This is a genomic window from Tundrisphaera lichenicola, assembly GCF_051175385.1.
GTDB lineage: Bacteria > Planctomycetota > Planctomycetia > Isosphaerales > Isosphaeraceae > Tundrisphaera > Tundrisphaera lichenicola.
In genome coordinates, this window is record NZ_CP195106.1 from 1190677 (window position 1) to 1213338 (window position 22662).

At 65.9% G+C, this 22662-nt stretch carries 22 protein-coding genes; 15 read left to right on the forward strand and 7 right to left on the reverse strand.

Features of this window, described 5'->3' with window-relative positions:
• Positions 1 to 17 precede the first annotated feature (17 nt).
• The 4 genes from P12x_RS04530 to P12x_RS04545 form a co-directional block, all read right to left on the reverse strand.
• Positions 18 to 446, reverse strand: coding sequence for a hypothetical protein (locus P12x_RS04530; protein ID WP_435009650.1), 429 nt, complete (start codon positions 444 to 446; stop codon positions 18 to 20).
• The gene (locus P12x_RS04535; protein WP_435009651.1) at positions 443 to 1084 is read right to left on the reverse strand and encodes a metallophosphoesterase family protein; all 642 of its coding nucleotides are present in this window, start codon (positions 1082 to 1084) and stop codon (positions 443 to 445) included. Before P12x_RS04535 ends, P12x_RS04530 begins: the two co-directional genes overlap by 4 nt.
• On the reverse strand, positions 1081 to 1971 hold the full coding sequence (gene proC, locus P12x_RS04540) for a pyrroline-5-carboxylate reductase (RefSeq protein WP_435009652.1): 891 nt from the start codon (positions 1969 to 1971) through the stop codon (positions 1081 to 1083). The genes P12x_RS04535 and proC overlap by 4 nt, the downstream gene beginning before the upstream one ends.
• 546 nt (positions 1972 to 2517) lie before the next feature.
• A complete protein-coding gene (locus P12x_RS04545; protein ID WP_435009653.1) occupies positions 2518 to 3579 on the reverse strand; it encodes a hypothetical protein in 1062 nt (353 codons plus the stop codon).
• Between the two features lie 282 nt (positions 3580 to 3861).
• Between P12x_RS04545 and P12x_RS04550 the strand changes: the two genes are divergently transcribed.
• The 4 genes from P12x_RS04550 (at position 3862) to P12x_RS04565 (ending at position 10699) form a co-directional block, all read left to right on the forward strand.
• Positions 3862 to 6075, forward strand: coding sequence for a peptidase domain-containing ABC transporter (locus P12x_RS04550; RefSeq protein ID WP_435009654.1), 2214 nt, complete (start codon positions 3862 to 3864; stop codon positions 6073 to 6075).
• On the forward strand, positions 6060 to 7475 hold the full coding sequence (locus tag P12x_RS04555; RefSeq protein ID WP_435009656.1) for an HlyD family secretion protein: 1416 nt from the start codon (positions 6060 to 6062) through the stop codon (positions 7473 to 7475). Before P12x_RS04550 ends, P12x_RS04555 begins: the two co-directional genes overlap by 16 nt.
• Positions 7472 to 9319, forward strand: coding sequence for a TolC family protein (locus P12x_RS04560; protein ID WP_435009658.1), 1848 nt, complete (start codon positions 7472 to 7474; stop codon positions 9317 to 9319). Before P12x_RS04555 ends, P12x_RS04560 begins: the two co-directional genes overlap by 4 nt.
• A 165-nt stretch (positions 9320 to 9484) precedes the next feature.
• Positions 9485 to 10699: an aldo/keto reductase gene (locus P12x_RS04565; RefSeq protein WP_435009660.1), complete on the forward strand. Its 1215-nt coding sequence runs from the start codon at positions 9485 to 9487 to the stop codon at positions 10697 to 10699.
• Between the two features lie 5 nt (positions 10700 to 10704).
• Here the strand turns inward: P12x_RS04565 and P12x_RS04570 are convergent, their stop codons facing one another.
• Complete coding sequence (locus P12x_RS04570) at positions 10705 to 10935, reverse strand: lipopolysaccharide assembly protein LapA domain-containing protein (RefSeq protein WP_435009661.1); 231 nt, start codon at positions 10933 to 10935, stop codon at positions 10705 to 10707.
• 320 nt (positions 10936 to 11255) lie between these two features.
• Here P12x_RS04570 and rpmF point away from each other — a divergent pair, with 320 nt between their 5' ends.
• The 4 genes from rpmF to P12x_RS04590 all read left to right on the forward strand — a co-directional run bounded on the left by rpmF (position 11256) and on the right by P12x_RS04590 (position 14209).
• Positions 11256 to 11462, forward strand: a complete 207-nt coding sequence (gene rpmF / locus P12x_RS04575; protein WP_435009663.1) for a 50S ribosomal protein L32 — start codon at positions 11256 to 11258, stop codon at positions 11460 to 11462.
• Positions 11463 to 11504: 42 nt separating this feature from the next.
• Positions 11505 to 11825 carry a 50S ribosomal protein L28 gene (gene rpmB / locus P12x_RS04580; protein WP_435009665.1) on the forward strand — a complete coding sequence of 107 codons (321 nt, stop codon included), beginning with the start codon at positions 11505 to 11507 and terminating at the stop codon, positions 11823 to 11825.
• A gap of 237 nt (positions 11826 to 12062) precedes the next feature.
• A complete protein-coding gene (locus P12x_RS04585; protein ID WP_435009667.1) occupies positions 12063 to 14009 on the forward strand; it encodes a patatin-like phospholipase family protein in 1947 nt (648 codons plus the stop codon).
• 5 nt (positions 14010 to 14014) lie between these two features.
• Positions 14015 to 14209 (forward strand): hypothetical protein, encoded by a 195-nt coding sequence (locus tag P12x_RS04590; protein WP_435009669.1) that lies wholly within the window; start codon positions 14015 to 14017, stop codon positions 14207 to 14209.
• A gap of 108 nt (positions 14210 to 14317) precedes the next feature.
• Here P12x_RS04590 and P12x_RS04595 read toward each other — a convergent pair whose 3' ends face one another.
• Entirely contained in the window at positions 14318 to 15973 is a 1656-nt protein-coding gene (locus tag P12x_RS04595; protein WP_435009670.1) for an ABC1 kinase family protein, read from the reverse strand.
• Between the two features lie 211 nt (positions 15974 to 16184).
• Between P12x_RS04595 and P12x_RS04600 the strand changes: the two genes are divergently transcribed.
• The 7 genes from P12x_RS04600 (at position 16185) to P12x_RS04630 (ending at position 21549) form a co-directional block, all read left to right on the forward strand.
• On the forward strand, positions 16185 to 16511 hold the full coding sequence (locus P12x_RS04600) for a hypothetical protein (protein ID WP_435009671.1): 327 nt from the start codon (positions 16185 to 16187) through the stop codon (positions 16509 to 16511).
• A gap of 251 nt (positions 16512 to 16762) precedes the next feature.
• Complete coding sequence (locus tag P12x_RS04605; RefSeq protein WP_435009672.1) at positions 16763 to 18031, forward strand: alpha/beta hydrolase family protein; 1269 nt, start codon at positions 16763 to 16765, stop codon at positions 18029 to 18031.
• Between the two features lie 380 nt (positions 18032 to 18411).
• Positions 18412 to 18651, forward strand: a complete 240-nt coding sequence (locus P12x_RS04610) for a type II toxin-antitoxin system prevent-host-death family antitoxin (protein WP_435009673.1) — start codon at positions 18412 to 18414, stop codon at positions 18649 to 18651.
• Positions 18648 to 19073, forward strand: a complete 426-nt coding sequence (locus P12x_RS04615) for a type II toxin-antitoxin system VapC family toxin (protein WP_435009674.1) — start codon at positions 18648 to 18650, stop codon at positions 19071 to 19073. The genes P12x_RS04610 and P12x_RS04615 overlap by 4 nt, the downstream gene beginning before the upstream one ends.
• Positions 19074 to 19441: 368 nt before the next feature.
• Positions 19442 to 20074 carry a hypothetical protein gene (locus P12x_RS04620; protein WP_435009675.1) on the forward strand — a complete coding sequence of 211 codons (633 nt, stop codon included), beginning with the start codon at positions 19442 to 19444 and terminating at the stop codon, positions 20072 to 20074.
• A gap of 167 nt (positions 20075 to 20241) precedes the next feature.
• A complete protein-coding gene (locus P12x_RS04625; RefSeq protein WP_435009676.1) occupies positions 20242 to 20664 on the forward strand; it encodes a hypothetical protein in 423 nt (140 codons plus the stop codon).
• 471 nt (positions 20665 to 21135) lie between these two features.
• Positions 21136 to 21549 (forward strand): hypothetical protein, encoded by a 414-nt coding sequence (locus P12x_RS04630; protein ID WP_435009677.1) that lies wholly within the window; start codon positions 21136 to 21138, stop codon positions 21547 to 21549.
• A gap of 228 nt (positions 21550 to 21777) precedes the next feature.
• Here the strand turns inward: P12x_RS04630 and P12x_RS04635 are convergent, their stop codons facing one another.
• The gene (locus P12x_RS04635) at positions 21778 to 22308 is read right to left on the reverse strand and encodes a hypothetical protein (protein WP_435009678.1); all 531 of its coding nucleotides are present in this window, start codon (positions 22306 to 22308) and stop codon (positions 21778 to 21780) included.
• Positions 22309 to 22662 lie beyond the last annotated feature (354 nt).

Consider the following 22662-nt stretch of genomic DNA (forward strand, 5'->3'; position numbering starts at 1 on the left):
CGCCCGGATCCTTAGCCTCAGGGTTTCGCCAGCGACTTGCTCGTGATCATCACGACCCCGGCATCCACTCTGTAGGAGAGGTCTAGCTGATCGAGGACGTGTTCCAGCGAGCGACGGAGGGGGGCGTCCTGGGAGTTGATTTTGACCATCGCGGCAATGGTGATGTCATTCGCCTGCAGCCCCTCCGGGTCGATGTGGATCGGGAGCCCTTTCGGAAATGCCGCGCCACTGGTCCGGCGGCTCGCCTCGATCGTGAATTCATAGAGCGGCACCCCATCGGGATGGTCGAAGGGCATCGGCGTGTCGAGCAGGTTATTGGTCGCCCGATCGGCCAGCCAGGTCCGGTAGGCCCTCGACCATTCCGGCGCCTTGAGCCAGGTGACGATCCCGGCCGCGGCCACGATCAGCATGAACGTCGAGAGCCTCCATCGAAGCTTGTGTCTCATCCCGAAGACCCTCCCCACTCCTCGAACTTCACCTTCCCACCGCTCTCGACGTCATGAAAACTGACCTCCCCCGCCTCCCAGTCCAGCAGGGCGAAGGTGCGCGAGGTCGACACCACCGGGGCCGAGATGACCGAGCCGGGGTTGATCACCATCCCGTGTTCCGACCGATAGAGCATCGGCCGGTGGGTGTGGCCGATGACCATCAACTGGACCCCCATCCGCTTCAGATAATCGTCCAGGCGATCGGGCGGGTGGGTCTTCCGGGTCACGAAATCCATGTCGTCGCCGGGCGACCCGTGGGTGATCAGGCCGATTCGGGGGCCGTCCTGGATCAGCCGATCGGGCGGGTTGGCCCGGATCGTCTCGACGGATTCGGCCGAGGGCATCCCCCCGCCGAATGTGCTGGGCACCCCTTCGATCCCGGCCGCCCGCTCCAGGGCCCATCGGTCGTGATTCCCCCGGACCGATTCGATCCCGTGCTCGGCCAGGAAGGCGACCACTCGGTCGGGGTGGGGGCCGTAACCCACCAGGTCCCCGGCGCAGACGATCCGGTCGGCCCCCAGGACGGTCAGGTGGGCCCAGGCCAGTTCCAGGGCCACGGAGTCGCCGTGGATGTCGGAGATCAGTCCCAGCTTCATCCGGTCGGCCCCGGTTTCGCGGCGAGGGCGGCCAGCTCGACCGACCTCCGGTAAGCGGCCTCGACCGCGTCGATCAAAGCGGCTCGGACCCCCCCTCGCTCCAGGGCGTGGACCCCGGCAATCGTCGTCCCGGCGGGGCTGGTCACCTGATCTTTGAGCCGGCCGGGATGCTCGCCGGTCTCGAGGACCATCTTCGCCGCCCCCAAAACGGTCTGTGCCGCCAGGGCCGTCGCGATCTCGCGAGGGAGCCCGGCACGGACCCCGCCATCGGACAGGGCCTCGATCACGATATAGACGAAGGCCGGCCCGCTCCCCGAGAGCCCGGTCACCGCGTCGAGCTGACTTTCGGGGACGCGGAAGGCCAGGCCGACGGCGTTCAGGCACTCGGCGACGATCGACTCGTCGTCGGGCCTCGCGGTCGGGCCCAGGCAGTAGGCCGCCGCCCCCTCGCCCACCAGGGCCGGGGTGTTGGGCATGACCCGAGCGAGCCTGCGGTCGGCCCCCAACCCCTCGGCCAGGGTGGCCAGGCTGACCCCCGCCGCGACCGACATCACCAGGTGATCCGGGGTGATCAGCGGCCTCAACTCGGCCAGGACCCCCGCCATCGACTGCGGCTTGACCGCCAGGATGATCACGTCGGAGCCCCGGACCACCTCGGCGTTCGAGTCGCAGGTGGCGACCCCCGTCTCGCGAAGTAGTAGGGCCCGCGATTCGGGGTTCGGGTCGCTGCTCAGGATCGACTCGGCCGTGATCCCGACCCGGATCATCCCGCGGATCAGGGCCGTCGCCATCTTCCCCGCGCCGATGAACCCCCACCGGCTCCCGCTGCGAGATTCGACCTCGCCCCGGGACTGAGGCCCCGCAGACGGGACATTGACCGTGCTCATCGCATCCCCCCGACCCTCGTAAAACCCTGGACCGACCGGTACGTCAGTTTAACCCATGGACCCGCCGAACGCTCGACGGACCCCGGAACGCTCCTCCGCTCTGCTCTGAATTCCGGGAACCGGCCCTTCTCGCGTTCGTCACCGCCTCCCGGAGCAAGCTCCGGGGTGGAAAGCGTGAGCAAGCTCCCGCACTCCAAGGCCTCCGGCGGCCTGGCATCCCAATGCGGCGAAGCCGCCCTGGAGTGCGGGAGCTTGCTCACGCTTTGCTCGGGCGGAGCTTGCTCCGCCGGTTTGGGACCGCCGCTTGGCTTCGTTTCGTCGGAGGAATGGCTTCGATCGGGCGACAACCTCTCCTGCGACCAATTCCCACCCGGGAATGCGTCCCAGATCACACTCCGTCGATGGATTTGGTTGGTAAACATCGAGCAAACCACCCCCTTTTCTCAAAATCACCCGCAAAACCACGACCCCCGCGCATGAACGAGCAACCCCGGCCCGGAATTTCGGCCGGTCCGATCTTATTCGGCAATTTCGACCCTCCGACCCTCAGGCCCTCAGCCGTTCGACCTTCCGGCGTCGGGCATCTCGGCGAGCCTCGGCCTTCATCATCCTTTTCTCAAGCCTGGAGGCAAGGACCCGAGGCACGTCGAGTTCCTCGCCGGGCTCGGGGATTTCATCCGGTTCGAGGCAGAAGGGCGGGTGCGGGGCCTTCCTCTGCCAGTGCTCCCGGGGCTTCGATTCGGGCTCGGGCGGGTCTTCGCGGACCGCCTCCCACTTCGGGTAGAGGTCGGGATTAGGGGCCCGGTGCGGCGACTCGTAACGGAGCTGCGACAGGCACCAGCGGAGCCTCCGATGCAGGCTCGACTCGTAGCGTCGGAGTCTCTTCAACTCGGGGTCCGAGTCGTCGGTCAGGTCGGAGGAGCGGAGGAATTGCTCGACCTCGTCGAGGTCGGAGACCAACTCTCGACGCTCTTTCAAGGCGGCGATCTCGCGACGGGCCACGACCGCCGGGTCGTCGGGTCCCTCGATCACCTTGCCTTCGAGGTCGAGCGAGGCCCCCGGCCGATGCCCTTCGCGGAACTCCTTCGGCGTGCCCAGGAGGTTGAAGGCGAGCGTGGTCTGATCGGGGGTCCAACATCCTTTCACGTCGGCCGCATGGGCCAGCATGGCCCAGCGGGTCATCATCCAGAGGCACCCCTGAGGCGTCCGGCCCAGGCCTTCGACCACCTCGCCGGGCCGCTTCTCGATCTGCCCGCCCAGGATCTCGGCCTTCAATTTCTCGTCATCGTCCCACGTCAATTCGGCCCGGAGTGCGATCTTGTCGCGGACCCGCCGCTCGATCCGCACGCATCGGTCGATCCGCAAGCTGAGGACGGCCACCTGGTCGACCAGCCAGGCATGGAACCGATTCTGGGGCTTGAGCGTGTTGAAATAAGAGTCGGACCGGGCCTGGACCGTCGCGAAGTCCTCATGAACGACGATCGACGAGCACAGACCGTGCTTCAAGGCATTGGCCCGAGACCTCGCCTTGCCCTCCTCCGTCTTTGGTCCGGTGCTCTTGAGGGCATTCCGCCGATTCGCTTCGCGACGGGCTTCGGAGACGATCATGGCGCGGCCTCGCGGGTCTGGAAAGTCCGAGGGAACTCCCCCGAACTTTCGGGCCCGCGATCCGCCGATTAGCACACTTACCGGTCCGGTCGTCAAAGAATCGCGTAGGATACGCGGAAGCCCCCCCATCCTGGCGGCCCACGAGGGCCCGGGACGCCCAGGTGAGCTAGGTTGATCGAGCGACTCCCCGGTTCGGAAAAATCCGGACGGACTTGACTCTGGGGCTTTATTGCGACATTATTAACGTGACAAATTTGTCGTATTTCGGGAGGGTTGGGGCTGATGCGAATCGATGTCCCGGAAGCCCTGGGTGGATGGGCGGAGCGGATGGGGATCGAGATCGATCCATATGAGGCTCGGCGGGCGTTCGCGATGGCCGAGCGGGAGGTCTCGGGCGAGGCGTCGGGGGTCTGGGTGGAGCGACTCTCGCGGGTGGGGCGTGACCTGGGTTTCCGGGTGCTCCCGGCCCGAGGGACGATCGCCGAGGCCTTGGAGGCGCTCTCCCGGTCTCGAGTGGTGACGGCCTATCGACCGGAGGGGTGGATGACCCTGGACGATCGGCGGGGGGGGCGTGCTCGCCTGTCCGGGGCTGATCCCGAGGTCGATGGCCAGTGGCTCTCGAAGGGGGCGATCGCCCGGCGGCTCGGCCTGTCGGGTTCCCGCGAGTCTTTCGATTGGGCGGTCCTGGAGCCGGTCGCGACTTGCGAGGGGCTCCGGGATCATGGGGCGGGGGAGGGGGAGGGCCACTCGGATCATGGGGGCCATCATCCCTCGCCGTTGTCCCGGCTCCTGGGGCTGATCCGGCCGGAATCGGCCGACCTGGGGACGGTCGTCGCGTTCGCGGTGGGCGTGGCGGTGCTGACTCTGGCCACCCCCCTGGCCGTGGAGGCCCTGGTCAGCACGGTCGCCATGAGCCTGATGGTCCAGCAATTGGTGGTCCTCACGCTGGTCCTCCTCGCCTGCCTGGGCCTGGCCGGAGGGTTCCGCGCGATCCAGACTTACGTGGTCGAGATCCTCCAGCGTCGGCTGTTCGTCCGGGTCGCGATCGACCTGGCCGACCGGCTCCCCCGGGTCCGGGTCGACGCCTTCGATGGCCATCATGGCCCCGAGCTGGTGAATCGCTTCTTCGACATCCTGACGGTTCAGAAGGTGTGCGCCTTGCTCCTGCTGGACGGAGTGGCCCTGATCCTTCAGACCGCCATCGGCCTGCTGGTTTTGGCGTTCTATCACCCGTATCTACTCAGTTTCGACCTGGTGATGGTGGCGGCGATGGTGGTGACGGTCTTCTTCCTGGGACGGGGGGCGATCGCTACGAGCATCGCGGAGTCGCGGTCGAAGTACGCGGTGGCCGACGCCCTGGAAGAGGTTGCGCGGGTCCCTCGGGCCTACAAGATCGAGGGGGGGGCCGATCGGGCGATGGAGCGGGTGGACGCGCTGTCGCTCCGCTATCTGGCCGCCCGCAAGGCCCATTTCCGGATTCTGTTCCGTCAGGTGGTCTTTTCCCTGGGTTTCCAGGCGCTGGCCTCGGCCTCGTTGCTGGGGCTGGGGGGCTGGCTGGTGATCGAGGGTCAGTTGACGCTGGGCCAGCTGGTGGCGGCCGAGTTGATCGTGGCGACGGTGGCGGGATCGTTCACCAAGCTCGGCAAGCACCTGGAGGGCTGGTATGACCTGATGGCGGCGGTCGAGAAGCTCGGGCATCTGGCCGACCTGCCGACCGAACGGGTCGACGGCGAGACCTTCGAGGGGGACTCCTCGGGGCGTCCGGGCGCCTCGCTGATGATTCGGGGCGTCTCGTATGCCTACGACGGGGGGCGCGAGGCCCTCCGGGGGGTCTCCCTCGATCTGGACGAGGGGGAGCGGGTCGCCCTGATCGGCCCGAGCGGATCGGGCAAGAGCACGCTGGCCGGGCTAATCTACGGGCTCCGGGCCCCGACGAGCGGCCAGATTTTCCTGGATGGTGTCAACCTCCGCGATCTCAGGCTGGACGCCTTGCGGCGTCGGGTGGCGCTGGTCGCGGGGGTGGAGATCATCGAGGGTTCGGTGCTCGAAAACGTCCGGGTGGGCCGATCGTGGATCTCGTCGGCCGAGGTCCGCCGGGCCTTGCGAATGGCCGGGCTCTGGGACGAGCTGACGGGCCTGCCCGACGGGCTCCAGACCCGGCTGGCCCCGGATGGAGGTCCGATGTCGGAGGGCCAGGCCCGCCGACTGATGGTGGCGCGGGGGCTGGCCGGGAGTCCCCGGCTCCTGGTGATCGACGGGACGCTCGATGGGCTCGATCTTCGATCGCGGGCGCATCTGGCGGAAGCCCTGCTGGGCGATCCGGGGACCCTGGACTCCCCAAGCCTGCTACTGATCACGCACGACTCGACGCTCGCACGCCTCTGCCATCGGTCGGTCGTCCTGGACGGCGGCCGAGCCGAACGGGGCGGGAACGTCCCGACCGTGGCCCCCCCCGAAGACTGGCGCGAGGAGACCTGGCCATGTCGTCCCGATTGATCGAAGCCCCCGCGGCACCGAGCCGCCCCGGATCGCCCCATCCCCCGTCGAGGGTCGTTCCGCCGGATCGGGGGCGTCCCCCGAGGTCGACGGCGCTCCACGAGGCCCGCCCTTCTCGGGCGGCCCGCCGACTGGCGATCCTCCTGCTCGGGCTCACCCTGGCCGGTCCCTTCGTCCTGGCGCTGGTCCCCTGGCGGCAGTCCATCTCGGGGAATGGTCGGGTGATCGGCTATGCCCCACTGGATCGCCAGTTCAATGTCGAGGCCCCGATCAGCGGTCGGGTCCGCGAATGGTTCGTGGCCGAGGGTTCGAAGGTCAAGCAGGGCGAGCCGATCGCCCGGATCTCGGACAACGACCCCCAGTACGTCGAATCGCTCAACTCCCAGCTCGCGGCGGCCCGGCGGAAGCTCGAGAATGCCGAGGGGGAGGTCGGCCTCTATGAGGACATCGCCGCGCGGTTCGAATCGGCCAAGGAGATGGCCGTGAAGGCGGCCGGCAATGGGATCGAGGTGGCCCGACAGAAGATCCGGTCCGAGGAGCAAGAAGTCGCCGCGATCCAGGCGGCACTCGATGCCGATCGGTATCAGTTCGAGCGAATTGGCCGCCTTGTGCCCCAGGGTCTGGCCTCCCAACGCGAGTACGAGCTGGCCGATCAGAAATATCGGGAAAGCTCGGCGAAGCTCCTCAAGGCCCGGGCGGGCCTGGCGGCGGCGCGGAGCGACCTCCTGGCCAAGGAATCGTATCTCGAAGAGGTGACCGCGAAGGCCCAGGCCGAGATCCACAAGGCCGAGGCCGAAACCCGGAAGTCCGGCGGTAAGGTCGCCGAGGCGAACAAGGAGATCCAGGAATCCGAGATCAAGCTCCGCCGCCAGAATGCCCAGAACGTGGTGGCCTCCCGAGATGGGACGATCCTCCGGCTCCTGGTCAACCAGGGGTCCGAACAGGTCAAGGAAGGGGATGCGATCGCCGTCCTGGTGCCCGACGCGGCCGACCTCGGCGTGGAGATCTGGGTCGACGGCAACGACGCCCCGCTGGTCCACCCCGGTGATCCGGTCCGGCTCCAGTTCGAGGGATGGCCCGCGGTCCAGTTCAGCGGCTGGCCCTCGGTGGCCGTGGGGTCGTTCGGGGGGGAAGTGGCCCTGATCGACTCGGCCGAGAATGAGAAGGGGAAGATCCGTGTCCTGATCCAAAGGGGAAGCGAGAACGAGTGGCCCTCCAACCGATATCTTCGTCAGGGTGTTCGGGCACGCGGCTATGTCTTGCTCCAGGAAGTCCGCCTGGGTTACGAGTTCTGGCGACGCCTCAACGGATTCCCGCAGGCGATCGCCGAGGACGAACCCGGCTCGAAAGACGGAGAGCCCGAATCCAAGGAAAAGATCAAGATCAAGAGGCCGAAATGATCCGCGAAAAACTGACGATCATTGTATCGGGCTTCGCGGTCGTATTGGCCTCGGCCGGCTGGACTCAGGATCCGTTCGGAGGGGGCCAGTCTCCGTCATCTCGCGCGGACTTCCCGTTCGGGACCAGGACCGATCGCCTCTCCGGCCCGCCCCGGACGGTCGGCGATCTCCCCGAAGGGCAGGGTCAACCCCCTTCGACGCTCCCGGGCCGGTTGTCGGGCAATCCGCCCACGGCGATGGGGGAGGCCCCCCCGAGCCAGGGAGGCCTCTCTCCGGTCGGGCCGACACTCCCGCAGGTCACGCCCTCCGAATCGAGCCCGAGGGCACCCTATCTGTTCATGCCCTCGCCGTTCAGTATCCCGGTCTTCCCGAGGATCCTCCCCAGGAACCGCCCGATGTCGGACGGGCCGGGTGAACTCCCGCCGGCCCTGCCCGGTGCCGACCCGTCGGCCCCGATCGTGCCCGAGGTCGTCCGTCCGGTCGGTCCGCCCCTCGGCCTGGGAGAGGTCCTGGCCTCGGCCGAGCGGGCCTACCCTCCCTTCCTCGCGATCCAACAGGAACGAGGGGTCGCCCTCGGGGACAACATCACGGCCCGGGGGGCGTTCGATCTCAACCTCAACGCCGATTCGCGCAACTATCCCCTGGGCTTCTACAATCGGTCGGTCCAGGATGTCTTCCTGGACCAGGCCCTGATGAACTCGGGCGGCAAGATCTTCGGAGGCTATCGGATCGCCCAGGGGAACTGGCCGACGTATTACAATTATCTGAACACGCGTAGCGGCGGTGCCTTCGTCGCCGGCCTGGAGCAGCCGCTCCTGAAGAATCGCGAGATCGACGCCAAGCGGGCCAAGCTCCTCCAGACCGAGATCGAGCGTCGGAAGGTCGAGCCGACCATCCTCAAGCAGCGGATCTCGCTCCTCAAGGATGTCGCCAAGGCCTACGCGAACTGGCTCGCCGCCGGCCGCTCCGCCGAGATTTATCGGGACCTCGTCCGGGTCGCCAACCTGAGGAAGGAGGGGCTGGAACAACAGGCGAGAGAGGGCATCGTCCGGGCCATCGACCTGGTCGATTTCCGCAAGATCCTCCTGGCCCGCGAACAGCAGGAGATCCAGGCCCGCCGACGGTTCGAGCAGACGAGCATCGACCTCTCGCTTTACCTCCGCGATGAACGGGGGTTTCCGATCCTGCCCGATGCCGCCCGGCTGCCCTCGGATCCTCCCACGATCCCGCCGCCGGATCCCACTCGATTCGAGGAAGACATCCAGGTTGCCCTCCGCCTCCGCCCCGAGATCCTCTCGGTCCGGCTCACGGTCCAGAAGGCCCAGGTCGAGCGTCGGTTCGCCGAGAACCAGCTCCAGCCCTCGCTGAGCCTCTACATTTACGCCGAACAGAACGTGGGCAATCGGGCGCTCGACCTCGGCAAGGACTTCCGGCCGTTCGTCATGGAATCGTCGCTGCTCTTCGACGTCCCGCTCCAACGACGGGCGGCGAAGGGGCGGGTGGTGGCGACCGACGCGGTCCTCCGGCAACTCGCGGCGCAGGGACAGTTCGCCGTCGATGAAATCCGCGCCGATGTCCTGGACGCCCAGTCCGGCCTGAGGGCGGCCCAGGAACTCCTGGATCGGGCCCGCCAGAACGAAATCGTCAGTCGCCGACTGGAAGATGCCGAGCGAATCCTGCTCCGCGAGGGGAGCAGCACGGTCCTGTTCCTGAACCTCCGGGAGCAGTCGGTCTCCGATGCCCAGGTCTATCGGATCGAGGCCGAGGCCAAGGCCCTCTCCGCGCTCGCCGAATACCGGGCGGCCCTCGGCCTCGACGCCGCCGAGCCGACCAAGGCCCCCTGAGATCGCTATCGGTCGAGGAGGATGGCCTCGACTCCGGGCACGCGACCACTCCCCCTCCGACCCTGGACATCGGGCCGGGGTCGGAGTAGTGTCGCCATTGTTGAACGCCCTCTCATCGTCTCGATTGTTGGTCCCCACCTGATCCGATGAAGGAGGTCCAGCCCGATGGCCGACCCGAATCCGTTCCCCGTGGATCGTCGCGAATTCCTCCAGGCGGGCGCCGTCGCGACCGCCGCCGCCACACTGGCCGTTGGCTCGAACTCGGCGATCGCGGCCGATGAGAAGGCCGGGGACTTGAAGCCGGTCCTGACCCGGAAGCCGCTGGGCAAGACCGGCGTCGATGTCACGATCCTCAATCAGGGGACCGTCGGCCAGCCCGACGCCCTGGAGCGGCTGCTCCGCGTGGCCTATCGCGAGGGGGTCCGCTACTTCGACACCGCCGAGGGATACCGGAACGCCGAGGTGGTCTTCGGCAACTGGTTCGAGGCCGAGCCCGCGGTCCGCAAGTCGATCTTCCTGGCCACCAAGAGCGGCGTCTCCACCCCCTCCGACATGCTCAAGAAGATCGACACCCGCCTCGAACGGCTCAAGACCGACTACATCGACCTCCTCTTCTTCCACGGGCTGGAGACCAGCCAGACCGACTGGCCCAAGAGCCGCGAGATGAAGGAGGCGATCGAGGCGATCAAGAAGACCGGCAAGGTCAAATTCGTGGGCTTCTCGACCCACGATGAGAAGATCGCCGAGCAGATCCAGAACGCCGCCGAGGGGGGATTCGTCGACGTCATAATGCTCAAGTATGACCCCTGGCTCGACAAGGACGCCCCCCTGAACAAGGCGCTCGACGCTTGCCACGAGAAGGGGATCGGCCTGGTCTCGATGAAGCAGATCGCCGGGCAGGCCCTGAAGGTGACCGCCGATCGGGTCCCCAGCCTGAAGGCCCGGAACCTGACCCCGGTCCAGGGTCTCCTCCACGCGATCTGGTCCGACGAGCGGTTCTCGGCGACCTGCGTCACCATGAGGAATCTGGACCAGACCAAGGAGAACGTCGACGCCGCCCGCCGGTTCGAGCCGCTCAAGAAGGCCGAACTCGACGAGCTGCGCGCGGCCGTCCTCGCGGCCGGGCCGACCTTCTGCCCCAACTGCGACGGCCGGTGCGCCGAGGCCGCCGGGACCAAGGCCCGACTTTCGGACTTGGCCCGGTTCTACACCTATCACGAGGATCACGGGATCCGGGGCTACGCCCGCGACTGCTACGCCGGGCTCTCGGAAGCCCAGCGCGACTGGAAGGAAGCCGACCTTGAGGCCGCCCGCGAGGCCTGCCACAACAAGATCGACTTCGCCAGGATCCTCCCCGAGGCCGACCGGCTCCTCGGCTGAGAGGCTCAGTTGGCCTGGGGATGCTCGGAGACGCGGCGGATCGATCGTCGGAGGAATCCGACGACCGCCCCGCCGCTGATCATCCCGAAGAGGTAGACGATCACGATCAGGAGCGAGAGCGGGGCCGAGAGCTGCCAGACCAGGAACCGGACCGAGGTCAGGTCATTGTTCTGGACGGCGAAGGCGCCGACCGACGCCAAAAAGATCAGAAGAACCGTGATCTGGAGGAATCGCATGGTCATGATCTCCGAGTGATCCCCGAGCATGGGGGGGCAATTGTAGAATCTTCGACGCAATTGATGAGCCAAGCGGAGGGGATCGTGGCCGGGTGCCATGCTCTCGCGAAGCGTGAGCATGAGGGTGGTTCGGACGATTTCGCATGCTCACGCTTCGCGAGAGCATGGCACCCGCGCAGCGACTCAGGCCCAGTCCCGAGAATTCGTTGACTCCCCGATCCGGCGAAACATCGCAGCTGGCCTTGCAAACCGACCCCGAACTTGGATAATAATCCTCTTTTCCGCTACACCGTACACGCAGAGATCCGGGAGACAGCGTCGTGGCCGTACCCAAGAGACGGAAGTCGAAGTCAGCCAAGGGTAACCGACGAGCCCACGACTTCCTGGTCGCGCCGGCCTTGAACACTTGCCCTCAGTGCAAGCTGGCAGTTCCCCCCCACAAGGTCTGCTACCTGGTGGAAGAGTGCGGCAACATCCAGCGGAGCAAGCCGCACAACCCGACGGCCAAAGACAAAGAAAAAGTCTAAGCCCCGCCCCCGGCCGGCCCCGGGTTTGAAGGAGATCGATCCATGGGACGTCATTGCGAAGTCAGCGGTAAGAAGACCTCGTTCGGCAATCATATCACCACGCGGGGCAAGGCCAAATACCTCGGCGGCGTGGGCATCAAGTGCACCGGCGTGAGCCGGCGCATGTTCAAGCCCAATTTGCAGCGGATCCACGTCTGGCTGCCCAACGGCACCACCACCCACGTGACCGTCGCCACCTCCGTCATCCGCACCGGCGTCCTCAAGCTGGAAGTCGATGGCAAGATGCAGACCTTCCCGCTCATCAAGGCCTCCAAGGGAAGCACCAAGGCCCGCTCCGAACTCAAGAACCTCTACCCGATCTGACCCGATCGGGACCGAGCCCAACCGGACCGAGGCAGGCACTCGTCGATGACGTGAGCCTGTCTCGTCTTCGTTTCGAATGGCAAGCTTGTGCCATCGCGATCCCCGGTTCGGTGAGATCGCTTCCTGGAAATTGGTTCTCCATTTTCCGATTTAAACCTACCCAACCGCCCACAGGCCCGGTATCATGCGGACACGACTAGTGTAAATTTGTATCGTATCTCGTGAGAGCCGGTTGTTATGGCAGCCAAGCCGGACGAGTTCGATCGGAATGCCGTGATCGCCATCCAGGGCGGCGGGGTTTACGGGCTGGGGTTACTTGGCCAGCTCTCGGCGGTGATTGATCGGCACAAGATCAAGCCGCTGGCCTATTCGGGGACCTCGGCCGGGGCGATCATCGCGACGCTGGCCTGGGCGGGGCTCACTCCCAAGGGGATCCGCGACCGCTTCATCGCGCTGGCGGTGGAGGAATCGGGGCCGAAATCAGGTCGGAAGGAGACGCTGACCGACCTCCTCGGCCCGTTCGGGCCCGGTCGTCGCCCGTTCGATTTCGCCCGATTTCAGCGGCTGACGGTGCGGGTCGAGGCGTTGCTGGGCCGGATCGAGGGTTATCCCGCACCGCCCGACTTATCGCCCGGGTTGGGCCGCTTTCGGAGGACCCTGGCTCGGCCGTTCCGGGCCGTTCGACGAATGGCCGGGTCGGCCGGTTGGTCGCTGGGGGCCTTCGCGGACGCGGCGCGGATCGTCCGCGAGATCCGCCCGCACTGGAAGAACCGGGGCCTGTTCACCGGCGAGCGGCTGGAGCGGACCATCGACGACTGGATCCGCTCGTCGCCGATGCTGGCGGGGTATCGGTCGGATCTTCCCGAAGGCGGGCTGTTGACCTTCGGCCAGATCCGCCAGTTCCAGCGCGAGCATGCCGACGACCCCTCGATCTACTTCCCGCCGCTGATCCTGACCGCGACGAACCTGACGACGCGGAAGCTGGTGCTGATCAACTCGTTCGACGATCGTTTCGCCGACCTGCCGATCGCCCGGGCGGTCCGGGCCTCGGCGGGCTTTCCCCTGTTCTTCCGCCCGGTCGCGCTGTCCTGCCGCGAGGTGGGAGGGGCGATGGAGGAAGGATGGTACGTCGACGGCGGCGTGATCTCGAACTTCCCGGCCTGGGTCTTCTCCTCGGAGTTTCGCCGGCAGATGTCCCGGATTGAGGACTTCGAGCATCTGGCCCTCCGACCCTGGCTGAACATCGGTCTCCGGCAGGTTGCCACCCTGACGCACTCGGCGTCGAGGGTCGATGATCCGATCGATTTCTACAAGGGATTGCTCGGGATGCTGGTCGGCCAGGTCCGGAACGAACTGGAGCGGAACCTGTCGGCCCGGATCCCTCGATCCTTGACGATCGAGCAGCCCGATACCGAGACCAGCGGCCCGAGGCGGCTCCTGGATGTGGACCGGCTCGACGAGTCCCGGATCCGCGCCATGTTCCACCGGGGCGAGGAGTTTGCCGAGCAGGCCCTTGCCCCGCTCTCGTTCCGGCTGCCCAGCGGGATCGGTGAGCGGAAGATCCGGGCCGTCTTGAGGGACCTGATCCGGCGCGTCCTCCGGGTCTTCGGCCGCGAGCTGAATGCCGAGCTTGCCTTCCGGGGCAACGTCTTCCTGCCCCATCGCGACCGGTTGGTCCTGGATTACTCCTACAAGATGAACGGTGCCCGCGATCGTCGGATGTCCTTCGCCTATGACACGGGCCTGACCGGCTACTGCTTCCGCGACCGGAACCCCTGGATCTGCAACCTGAAACTCCTCCGAGAGGCCATCGCGGCGCATCCCGAAGAGACGTGGTTCGGGATGTCGTCCGAGCAGCACCGGAAGGTCGAGGCCGATCGGACCTGGCTCCTGAGCGTGCCGATCTTCGATCCCCGAGATTGCTGGCCCAAGGCACCCACCGCGATCAAGACCCGTCCCGAGGAATCGTCGATCTTCCTGGCATCCACCGTGGAGAGCACCACCGATGGGGCCGTCTTGGGCGTGTTGAACCTCGATGCGGCATTTGCACATCAGGAAATCGAGGAGGACACCGAGCGAATGTTGACAGACCCGAGGGTTCGATCTACGATGATTCTTACGCAGACTGCCGCGTCCGAGATCGGATTCATCCTGGCGGATGCCTTCGCCGCCTTGAAGAGGTAGCTCCCATGGCGGAAAGTCAAGCTCCGGAGAAGTCGGACGGGAAGTCATCTCGCCCCGCCGATCGAGGAGTCCTGGCGTTCCGGATCGCCTCGCCGCCCCAGGCTTCCAAGATCCAGTACGCCGGCCGAAGCGCCGCGCAAGGGGTCGCGGCGGCCTACCATTTCGCCGATGCCAGCCGCAGGGATGCCGGCCGCGAATAAGGCCCCCTCGGGGGTGATCCCCTGATACGATAGAGCGGTCGAGCGGTGGCCCCCGAAATAATTTCGGGGGCCGTTGTCGTCGACCGGCGGGATCGCCGCAGCTCCCGCTCATTTCATCTTCTGGAAGAGGCTGAGGATCAGGATGATCCCCAGGACCAGCGCGATCGCATAGCCGATATATCCCAGCGAGAAGAGGCGGGATTCCGCGCGGACGATCAGCGATGACCCGACGATCAGCCCGGCGATCACGATCCCGGCGGTCAGGGTGTGGCTGGCCCGGGTCAACTGGCCGACGAGCTGGTCGAAGTGCTGGAGGTCGAACTTGAGGGTGAGTTCGCCGCGCTTGATCGACTCCAGCGACTGACCCAGGACGTCGGGCAAGAGTGTGGCGATCCGCTGGACGTCCTCGGCGGTCCGGGCGGTCTGCGCGAAGATCCGTCGAGGGCTGTAGCGCTTGACGGTCAGCTCGCGGAAGAACGGGCGGACCTGGGCGGCGATGTCGAAGTGGGGGTCGAGTTCGCGTCCCACCCCCTCGATCGTGACCAGGGCCCGGATCAGGAGGACCAGGTCGGGCGGGATCTTCAGGTGATGGGCCCGGATGAAGCCGACGAGGTCGCGGAGCAAGAGCGAGAGGTCGATGGCATCGAGGGTCAGGTCGCAGTACGAGGCCACCAGCTCGCTCACGTCGCGTCGGAGGGCACGCGGGTCGACGTGTTCACCCCGGATTTCCAGGGCTTCCAGGGCCCGGAGGACCCGGTCGGTGTCCTCGCCGATCAGGCCGGTCAGGAGGTCGACGATCCTCTCCCGGGTCGGCGCGTCGATCCGTCCGAACATCCCGTAGTCGAGCGGGGCGATGATCCCGCCGGGCAAGACCCGGAGGTTTCCCGGGTGCGGGTCGGCGTGGAAGAAGCCGAACCGGAAGATCTGTCGGAGCAGGATCTTCGAGCCCCGGACCGCGACCACCGCGGGGTCGACCCCCATCGAGCGGAGCCCCTCCAGGTCGTTCACGCTGACGCCGCCGATCAGCTCCATCGCCAGGACTCTCGGCGTCGAGTAATCGCGGAACACGTCGGGGATGTGCGCGTAGGGCTCGCGGGCGAACTGGCCCCGGCATCGCTCCATGGTCCGGCGTTCGATGGAGAGGTCCAGCTCGCGATGGAGCGTCCGGTCCAGCTCGCGGGCCAGCGAGACCGGGCCGTAAGGGACCAGCGCGGGGATGTGCCGCTCGGCCAGCTGCGCCAGGTTGTTCAGGATGTCGAGATCGGCCTGGACCACCTTCTCGATGCCGGGCCGTCGGATCTTCAGGGCGATCGTCCGGCCGTCGAGGAGCCGGGCCCGGTGGACCTGCGAGATCGAGGCCGAGGCCAGCGGCTCGGCTTCGAGTCGGGCGAAGACCTCGGAGGCGGGGCGGCCGTACTCCTCGGCCAGGATCGATTCGACCTCGGCGAACGAGAACGGCTTGACGTGGTCGCGGAGCCTGGCCAGCTCGTTGGTATACGCCTCGGGGAGGAGGTCCGGGCGAGTGCTGAGGATCTGCCCGAGCTTCACGAAGGTGGGGCCGAGATCCTCGCAGACCATCCGGAGCCGCATCGGCCGGTCTTCGGGCGGGACCTCGTCTCCCATCGCCGCGCGGGCGAACGGCTCGACCAGCTTGTCGAGGTGCAGCGCGGTGACGACGTCCCGGTAGCCGTAGCGGACCAGGCTGGCCAGGATCTGGCGGTATCGGGGCAGGTCGCGGAGGTGCCCCACGGTTTCGCGGATCAAGCCGACGCGGCCCTCGGGGGTCCGGGAATGGGACGACCGGCACGCCCCAGTCGACAGCTTAATCCCCAACGCCACCCCACCACAACGGCCCCTCGACGGGACTCCCGGCGATCGACGACCCGCTCACCGCTCTTGCGAAAATGGCCGAAATGCGATACAGTCGTTCCCGTAATCATTGAGGTTGCACGAAGTTGTGAGCGAGGATCGACTTATGCCCACCACGGATCAAGCTGGCGTCCGCACGCTCGATACGCCCGATGACCTCGACGAGACACGCCTGGGTGCCGTCGGTTACGTCTTCCACGGGACCCTCTTCGTCGAGGGGGCCAAGAAGGCGGCGATCAAGGCCGGGACCAACCTCCTCCACTTCGCCCGATGCGCCAAACTGGAGAAGGCGGGCGACACCGAGGCCAAGATCTGGTTCCGGACCATCGGCATCGCCAAGGAACACCTCGACGAGAAGGTCGGCAACGATAAGTGGAAGTGGTGCAAGGTCTGCGAGCGCGAGATCACCCAGAAGATCCTCAACGAACGTTGAACTTCCGCCCGTCTTGATTCGACCGGGCTGCCCCACCACGCGGCCCGGTCTGAAGTCGCAATTCTTCGCGATTTTCATGGCGAAGATCCCTTCCGCACGATAAATTCCGAGTGCGCTTCTCGTCTCTCGCGATCACCCGAGTTCTCGGGCCTGTCGCGTTCGTACGCTCGCCAGTCCGTCGCTCCATCGTTGCCCTGGGTTCGGCTTCGGGCCGCCCTCAAGGGTGGTCGTCGTCGACCAAGGTAATTCCCGTGAAGAACGCTCTCGGCCTCGGATGGATCGGCATGCTCCTGGTGGCGGCGAGCCCCGGGGCCCAGACTACCCCGCCGCAGGCTCCGACTCCCACCGCCGAGGTCAAGGCCCACTTCCTGGCACTCCTCGACCGGCCGAAGGTCCCGCTCGACCCGAAGACGATCGAGGTGAAGCGGGGCAATCGAGGGGTGATCTCCGAACGGCTCGACTTCGCCAGCGAGCGGCGCAAGGATGGCTCGATGGAGCGGGTCCCCACGCTCCTGGTCCGCCCCGACTGGGCCAAGCCGGGGGATCGCCTGCCGGTGGTCATGGTGCTCCACGGGACCGGGGGCCGCAAGGAGGGGGTCTGGCCCTGGCTCGAAGAGCTGGCCCACGCCGGATTCGTGGCCGTCGCCATCGACGGCCGATATCACGGCGAGCGGGCGGGCGGGATGCTCGGGTCGAAGGTCTACAACCAGGCGATCACACGGGCCTGGCGTTCCGGGCCGGACGAGCCTCAGGACCACCCGTTCTACTACGACACCTGCTGGGACGTCTGGAGGACCGTCGACTATCTCCAGACCCGCCCCGACGTCGATCCTGATCGGATCGGCCTGATCGGGATCAGCAAGGGGGGGATCGAGACGTGGCTATCCGCCGCGGTGGACGACCGGATCAAGGTGGCCGTGCCCGCGATCTCGGTCCAGTGCTTTCGATGGAGCCTCGAGCACGAACGGTGGCAAGGCCGAGCGAATACGGTCCGGGAGGCCCACGAGGCCGCCGCCGCCGACCTGGGCGAGCCCGAGATCAACCACAAGGTTTGCCGGACCCTCTGGGACAAGATCCTCCCCGGGATCCTCGACCAACTCGATTGCCCGAGCATGCTCCGCCTCTTCGCCGGTCGTCCGCTCCTGATTATCGGGGGCGAGAAGGACCCGAACTGCCCGATCGAGGGGGCCGAGATCGCCATCAACGCCGCCCGGGCCGCCTACCAGGAGGCCGGTGCCGAGGACAAGCTGAAGGTCATGATCGCGCCGGGGGTGGCCCACAGCATCACTCCCCAGCAGCACGCCGCCGCGATCGACTGGTTCATCGCCTGGCTCAAGCCCACCCCGCCCCCCGAAGGGGCCGCCCGGTTCCTCCATTACCGGGCCTTGGCCTCGCATCGCAAGTGGAGAGAGCATCGGAAAGCGCAGAGACGCGAGCGAGAACTCGCGAGACTAGCCCCACCCCAACCCTTCCAGTTACCGGACTTTTCCCGCCTCTTCGAGCCGGCTCCGACTCCTTGATACAGTCGCAGGGTGCCCCTTTCGCTTAGGGCATTTTTTGTAGGTCAGGGCTTGCCCTGCCGCGAGCCTGGTCTCGGCAAGACAAGCCCTGCCCTACAAAACGCTTTCCGGCCTCGCGGAGTGCGTCGGTCCCCGGCCCGCGAGCCGCCTGGGGTGCGGGAAGATCATCACCCCTCCGCAATGAGAAGAAGCCCTCGCTTACCCAAGGTCAAAGGGATCATCTTCGGCAAAGGGTGGAGCCAGGCCCGGGGACCGCTCGGGCAGGATGAAGGGAATTGTCCTGTACGAAACCAGGTGAGAGGTCCGAGTCGATTTCGTCCTTGAATGAGTCCTCTAAATCTGCCACTATGACTAGACTGACTAGTCATCAAGGAGGGGCTATGGCCTGGAATCTCGCCGAAGCCAAAAGTCGTTTGACCGAGGTCGTGAACCTCGCCCTGACCGAGGGCCCTCAGACGATCACCCGTCGCAACGACACGGTGGTCCTCATCTCGGCCGAGCGGTACGCGGAGCTGACAGGCAAGAAGCTCGACTTCAAGGAGTACCTGCTCCAAGGGGCTGGGCTCGACGAACTCGATTTGACGCGGGACCAGAGCCCCATGCGAGACGTCGAGCTGTGAAAGTCCTGCTCGACACGAATATCTTGGCCGAGCTGGTGAAACCGAACGGCAACCCGGCCGTGCATGCGGCCCTGGCCGAGATACCGACGCCGAACGTGTTCCTGAGCGTGCTCACGGTGGGCGAAATCGTGAAGGGCATCGCCCTCCTGCCGGCAGGCCAGAAGAAGAAGCACCTCACGAAATGGCTCGCCGGGATTGAGAGCGACTACGGGGAGCGGGTGCTCCCTCTCGACTCCGAGACGGCTCGAATCTGGGGCGAGCTGACGGCTCGGGCTCAGAAGAAGGGTGTCATTATCCCCCCCGCCGATGGGCTCCTCGCGGCGACCGCTCTTCGGCACGGCCTTCACGTGATGACCCGCAACACGAAGCACTTCGAGGCGAGCGGGGCTCTCGTCGTCGACCCGTGGCAAGAGAATAATTAGTCGCTGATACAGGGGGTTATCCTGCACAAAGGCATCCCTCCTAATTGATTGCATGGTTTTTTGATTGGGGGACGTCGAGGACGTCTCTCGACGTCCCCCGAAATTCCGCGTCAATTCAGCGGCGGCAGCTCGGGCAGGTGGTGGTCAGGTCTCTGAGGGAACGCCGCTTTGAGTCCGTTCGAGTGAATCGACCATGGGCAAGGGTTCGATTGCGATGCTCGAAGCAAGGCCAGGTGGGCCGCCCGGCCTGGAGGAACGCGCGGAGCCCCGCCGGGTCCGTGTGAACGGTGGCGAAGCGCGAAGCGGAGGTGCTGCCGTCATAAAGGCAAGCGACGCTCTTGAACTTGCCGAGGTCAAGGCCAAGAATCATGCACATGGCCGCGTGGCTCCGTGGGGTGATCGGGAGATATGTCTACACCTCAAGGTTACCCTCAAGGGGCCACGCGGCTTACATGGATTCTTTAGGCGGCTGGGACATGCGACCATCCGGACTCATCCTTTCCGGCTATCGGTCGTTCCAAGAGGTCATCCATCCCCTGGCCGCCGGAGTCGCCCCCTGCTTCTGGATCATCGACGATCAGCAGGGGACGTTCGACTCGCGATGGCTCCATGCCTCTCCCAACAACGAAGCCGTCGTTGAGAAGAAGTGCTTCGACGCCCCCGCGTGCCGCGACACATCATCGTCCTGCTGGCGTCCCCACACGTTCCCGCGACTGGCCGGGCACGTCTATGTCGACGAGTGGACCTACTTCTTCGCCATGCGCTGTCACGAAGATGAGGTGACTCAGCGGGCGGAGTGGATCGTCCGTCACATCGGCAAGCTCACGGGCGACTTCTTCGGCCACCTGAGTCAATTTGCCGACCTGTTCCTCTTTCAAGCGGACGGATGGTGGGAACTCTATACCTCCGATGTAGAATGGCGGCAGAAGTTCCGCGACTCGTTCCCGAAGTCATTCGAGCGTTCCTGGCAGAGAGCGGGTGAGCCGCCGGGCGAGCCGTAGATCGGCCGCCTAACCTCGCGCTGCAGCGGACCCGGCCCGCCGCAGCGCTTTCCTGGTATCATCAAGGCTTGTCTCGGCGGGCCGGTCCGCTGAGCTTAGGCGTTAGCGACGATCGGCTTTGCGTTCGTACCATGCGGCGACACGACTGCGAACAATTCAAGCTCTGGTTGGCCCTCCAGAAGGACGATCGGTCACTCTTGGAGCATGCGTTTTCGCTCCTCGGGATGGACGGGGGGCACAATGAATGCTACGGCGAATCCTCAGCAGGTGCGGGTGCCTGCTACATTCTCAGGGCGGGTTCAAAACAGGATAGGAGCAGACTGTCCAGACTGATCAGGAATGACGAAGCAGTGCGGCGCAGGATCGTCGACGGGTTATGGCAGGAGTACGGTCTCAGCCACAAGGTCATCGCGAAAATCTTCGACCTATCGAACTACGACGATAGATTCGAGATTATGGTGAGGGTCGACATCAGGGATTCGGAGAAGTTCGACGTACGCGACCTCCTACGCCTGCTGCTACGTTTGGACCTGAAGCCCTGGGAGGAAATCCTTCTTCACCTGACCAAGAACCATCGCAACTGGGCATAGTTGCGTGGCCCGCGTCGAGGCTTCGAGACCACCCGAACGGCGGGTCCGCCAAGCTTGGTTGTTAGGCACCGGGGGTAGGGCCGTATGCGACGTCTCTTCGAGTGCGTGACATTCTGGGGGCTCCAACTCGCGTTCGGGGGCCTCTTCGCCGCCGTGTTCCTGTTCGTCGTCCCGCAGGCCGTTGAGGGATGGCTCGCACGGGCTCTGTCCGTCGCCCTGGGCGGTTGCACCGGGCTAGCGGTTGTAGTCGGCTTGGCCGTCACTGCGTGGGGCAGATGGGCCGGCGGGCTGTCGTCGCAGGAGCCGGCAGTCTGCCCATGTTGCGGGCAGATGATGCCGGAGGTGGCGGCCTCCGCCGCCTAACCTCGCGCTGTAGCGGACCCCGCACCACTACGGCGCTTTCTCTGGTTTCATCGCGTATCTCGGCGGTGCGGGTCCGCTGAGCTTTGTCATCAGGCGGCGGAGGCCAACATGCGAGCGGGACCCGAGGCGGTCATGGCGAGGGCGTTGGCAGCCGTCGGCTTCGACGAGCGGTGCCCCGACCCGGCTGCGGCGTGGGCGGCGTTCCGGGAGTTCGCCTCGACCCCGCTCCCGGACGCCCTCACCGTAAGCGTCGGGTACGAGTGCTTCCACGTCTCGGACCGCGACGACGTCCTGTGGCTGACCTTCGAGAGATCGCTGGATGTCGGGGCCGGCACGGGCTGGATGTGCGGGTGCTGCCTGGCGAGGACTGTCCCCGAGACGATGTGGTCGGTCACCGATTCGGACTGGTGGTGGCCCGAATCCGGCACACTGCCGCGATGGTTCGCTGAGGTGGAGCGTCGGCCATCCTTCCGCGATTGCCTGAGTTTGGACGGGTGGAGGTGGGTCGGTCTTTCGTCGTGAGCCGAGCTGCCTAACCTCTCGCTGCAGCGGTCCCGGCCCGCCGCGAAACGTGTCATGGCTGGACTCTATGGTGCATCCGGTAAGTTCCATGGCACTGACGGACACGCCTGAGAAATACCCGGCGAGCTTGTCGCGTGGTCAAAGTCCCGGCGGGGACATGAAGCGATAAACAAACTCAAGTTTACGGTGCACGCCATACTATCCAACCAATGAGATTTGCGTCCAAATTCAAGGAGGTCCCACTGCGGCGCCTGGTTCGCCGTCCGCCACCGCGTGCTCGCCGACCTCCAATACGGCCTGCAGTCGACGGAGCCGGGCGTGCGTCACCGTCGGCAGATCGAGTCGGCTTACCAATTCCTCGATTACGTACAGAAGGAGGGCGACGAATTGGCCGAACTGCGGGCTTTCCCGCGACTTCGCCTCGGCCAAGCGGGCGAGCGGCCACAAGACCGCCCGCTGCACGCCCATCACTTCGGCCCCGAGCCACAGGTCACCGCCCACCCCCCGGCACCACTGCAGCCCGGCCTGAGCGACCAACACGTTGCCCCACACCAGCGCGGCCGCACCCAAACCGCCGGCCGGGTGGCCGAGCTGCTCGTAGTCGAGGTAGTCGAGGGCGGCAATGTCGGCCGAGGAACCGGCGAACGTCGCCCCGCGTTCCGGCATCGCGCGGAACGAGTCCCAGTGCAAGCGGTACGCCTGCCCGGCGGCGGCAACCTCGGCCAAGTCATCAACGGTTGCTTCCGCAAAACTTTCCACCCCGCAACCCTCCCGCCGCCGAACTTTTGGTAGGTCGAACTGAAAATCTAACATAAAGGCCGCCTATCAGACATCGAAGCGATCTGGTTCGCGTCCGAACAGTTCCGTTGCCACTTGGGCTAGAATCACGACCTATCCGCTAGTTCCGATTCTTTTAGTGTGGGGTGCTGATCTCGACGGAAGAGATCGTCGGACCGAACGGTCCGGGGATGGCCGCGTCTGCTTGCGGCTGGGGCGCCTCGCCTCGATGGGGGGCGACCGTGGCTTGGTTTGTTGATTCGGACTCCCCTGGTGGGCTTCTCGGGGTAAACTACCTTCGGCCGGATTGATCTCGATTCCACTCGACCGGAGGAT

Bases quoted from the DNA above. Each gene is read 5' to 3' on its own strand.
- P12x_RS04530 (WP_435009650.1), bottom strand. From the start codon at position 446: ATGAGACACAAGCTTCGATGGAGGCTCTCGACGTTCATGCTGATCGTG.
- P12x_RS04535 (WP_435009651.1), bottom strand. From the start codon at position 1,084: ATGAAGCTGGGACTGATCTCCGACATCCACGGCGACTCCGTGGCCCTG.
- proC (WP_435009652.1), bottom strand. From the start codon at position 1,971: ATGAGCACGGTCAATGTCCCGTCTGCGGGGCCTCAGTCCCGGGGCGAG.
- P12x_RS04545 (WP_435009653.1), bottom strand. From the start codon at position 3,579: ATGATCGTCTCCGAAGCCCGTCGCGAAGCGAATCGGCGGAATGCCCTC.
- P12x_RS04550 (WP_435009654.1), top strand. From the start codon at position 3,862: ATGCGAATCGATGTCCCGGAAGCCCTGGGTGGATGGGCGGAGCGGATG.
- P12x_RS04555 (WP_435009656.1), top strand. From the start codon at position 6,060: ATGTCGTCCCGATTGATCGAAGCCCCCGCGGCACCGAGCCGCCCCGGA.
- P12x_RS04560 (WP_435009658.1), top strand. From the start codon at position 7,472: ATGATCCGCGAAAAACTGACGATCATTGTATCGGGCTTCGCGGTCGTA.
- P12x_RS04565 (WP_435009660.1), top strand. From the start codon at position 9,485: ATGGCCGACCCGAATCCGTTCCCCGTGGATCGTCGCGAATTCCTCCAG.
- P12x_RS04570 (WP_435009661.1), bottom strand. From the start codon at position 10,935: ATGCGATTCCTCCAGATCACGGTTCTTCTGATCTTTTTGGCGTCGGTC.
- rpmB (WP_435009665.1), top strand. From the start codon at position 11,505: ATGGGACGTCATTGCGAAGTCAGCGGTAAGAAGACCTCGTTCGGCAAT.
- P12x_RS04585 (WP_435009667.1), top strand. From the start codon at position 12,063: ATGGCAGCCAAGCCGGACGAGTTCGATCGGAATGCCGTGATCGCCATC.
- P12x_RS04590 (WP_435009669.1), top strand. From the start codon at position 14,015: ATGGCGGAAAGTCAAGCTCCGGAGAAGTCGGACGGGAAGTCATCTCGC.
- P12x_RS04600 (WP_435009671.1), top strand. From the start codon at position 16,185: ATGCCCACCACGGATCAAGCTGGCGTCCGCACGCTCGATACGCCCGAT.
- P12x_RS04610 (WP_435009673.1), top strand. From the start codon at position 18,412: ATGGCCTGGAATCTCGCCGAAGCCAAAAGTCGTTTGACCGAGGTCGTG.
- P12x_RS04620 (WP_435009675.1), top strand. From the start codon at position 19,442: ATGCACATGGCCGCGTGGCTCCGTGGGGTGATCGGGAGATATGTCTAC.
- P12x_RS04630 (WP_435009677.1), top strand. From the start codon at position 21,136: ATGCGAGCGGGACCCGAGGCGGTCATGGCGAGGGCGTTGGCAGCCGTC.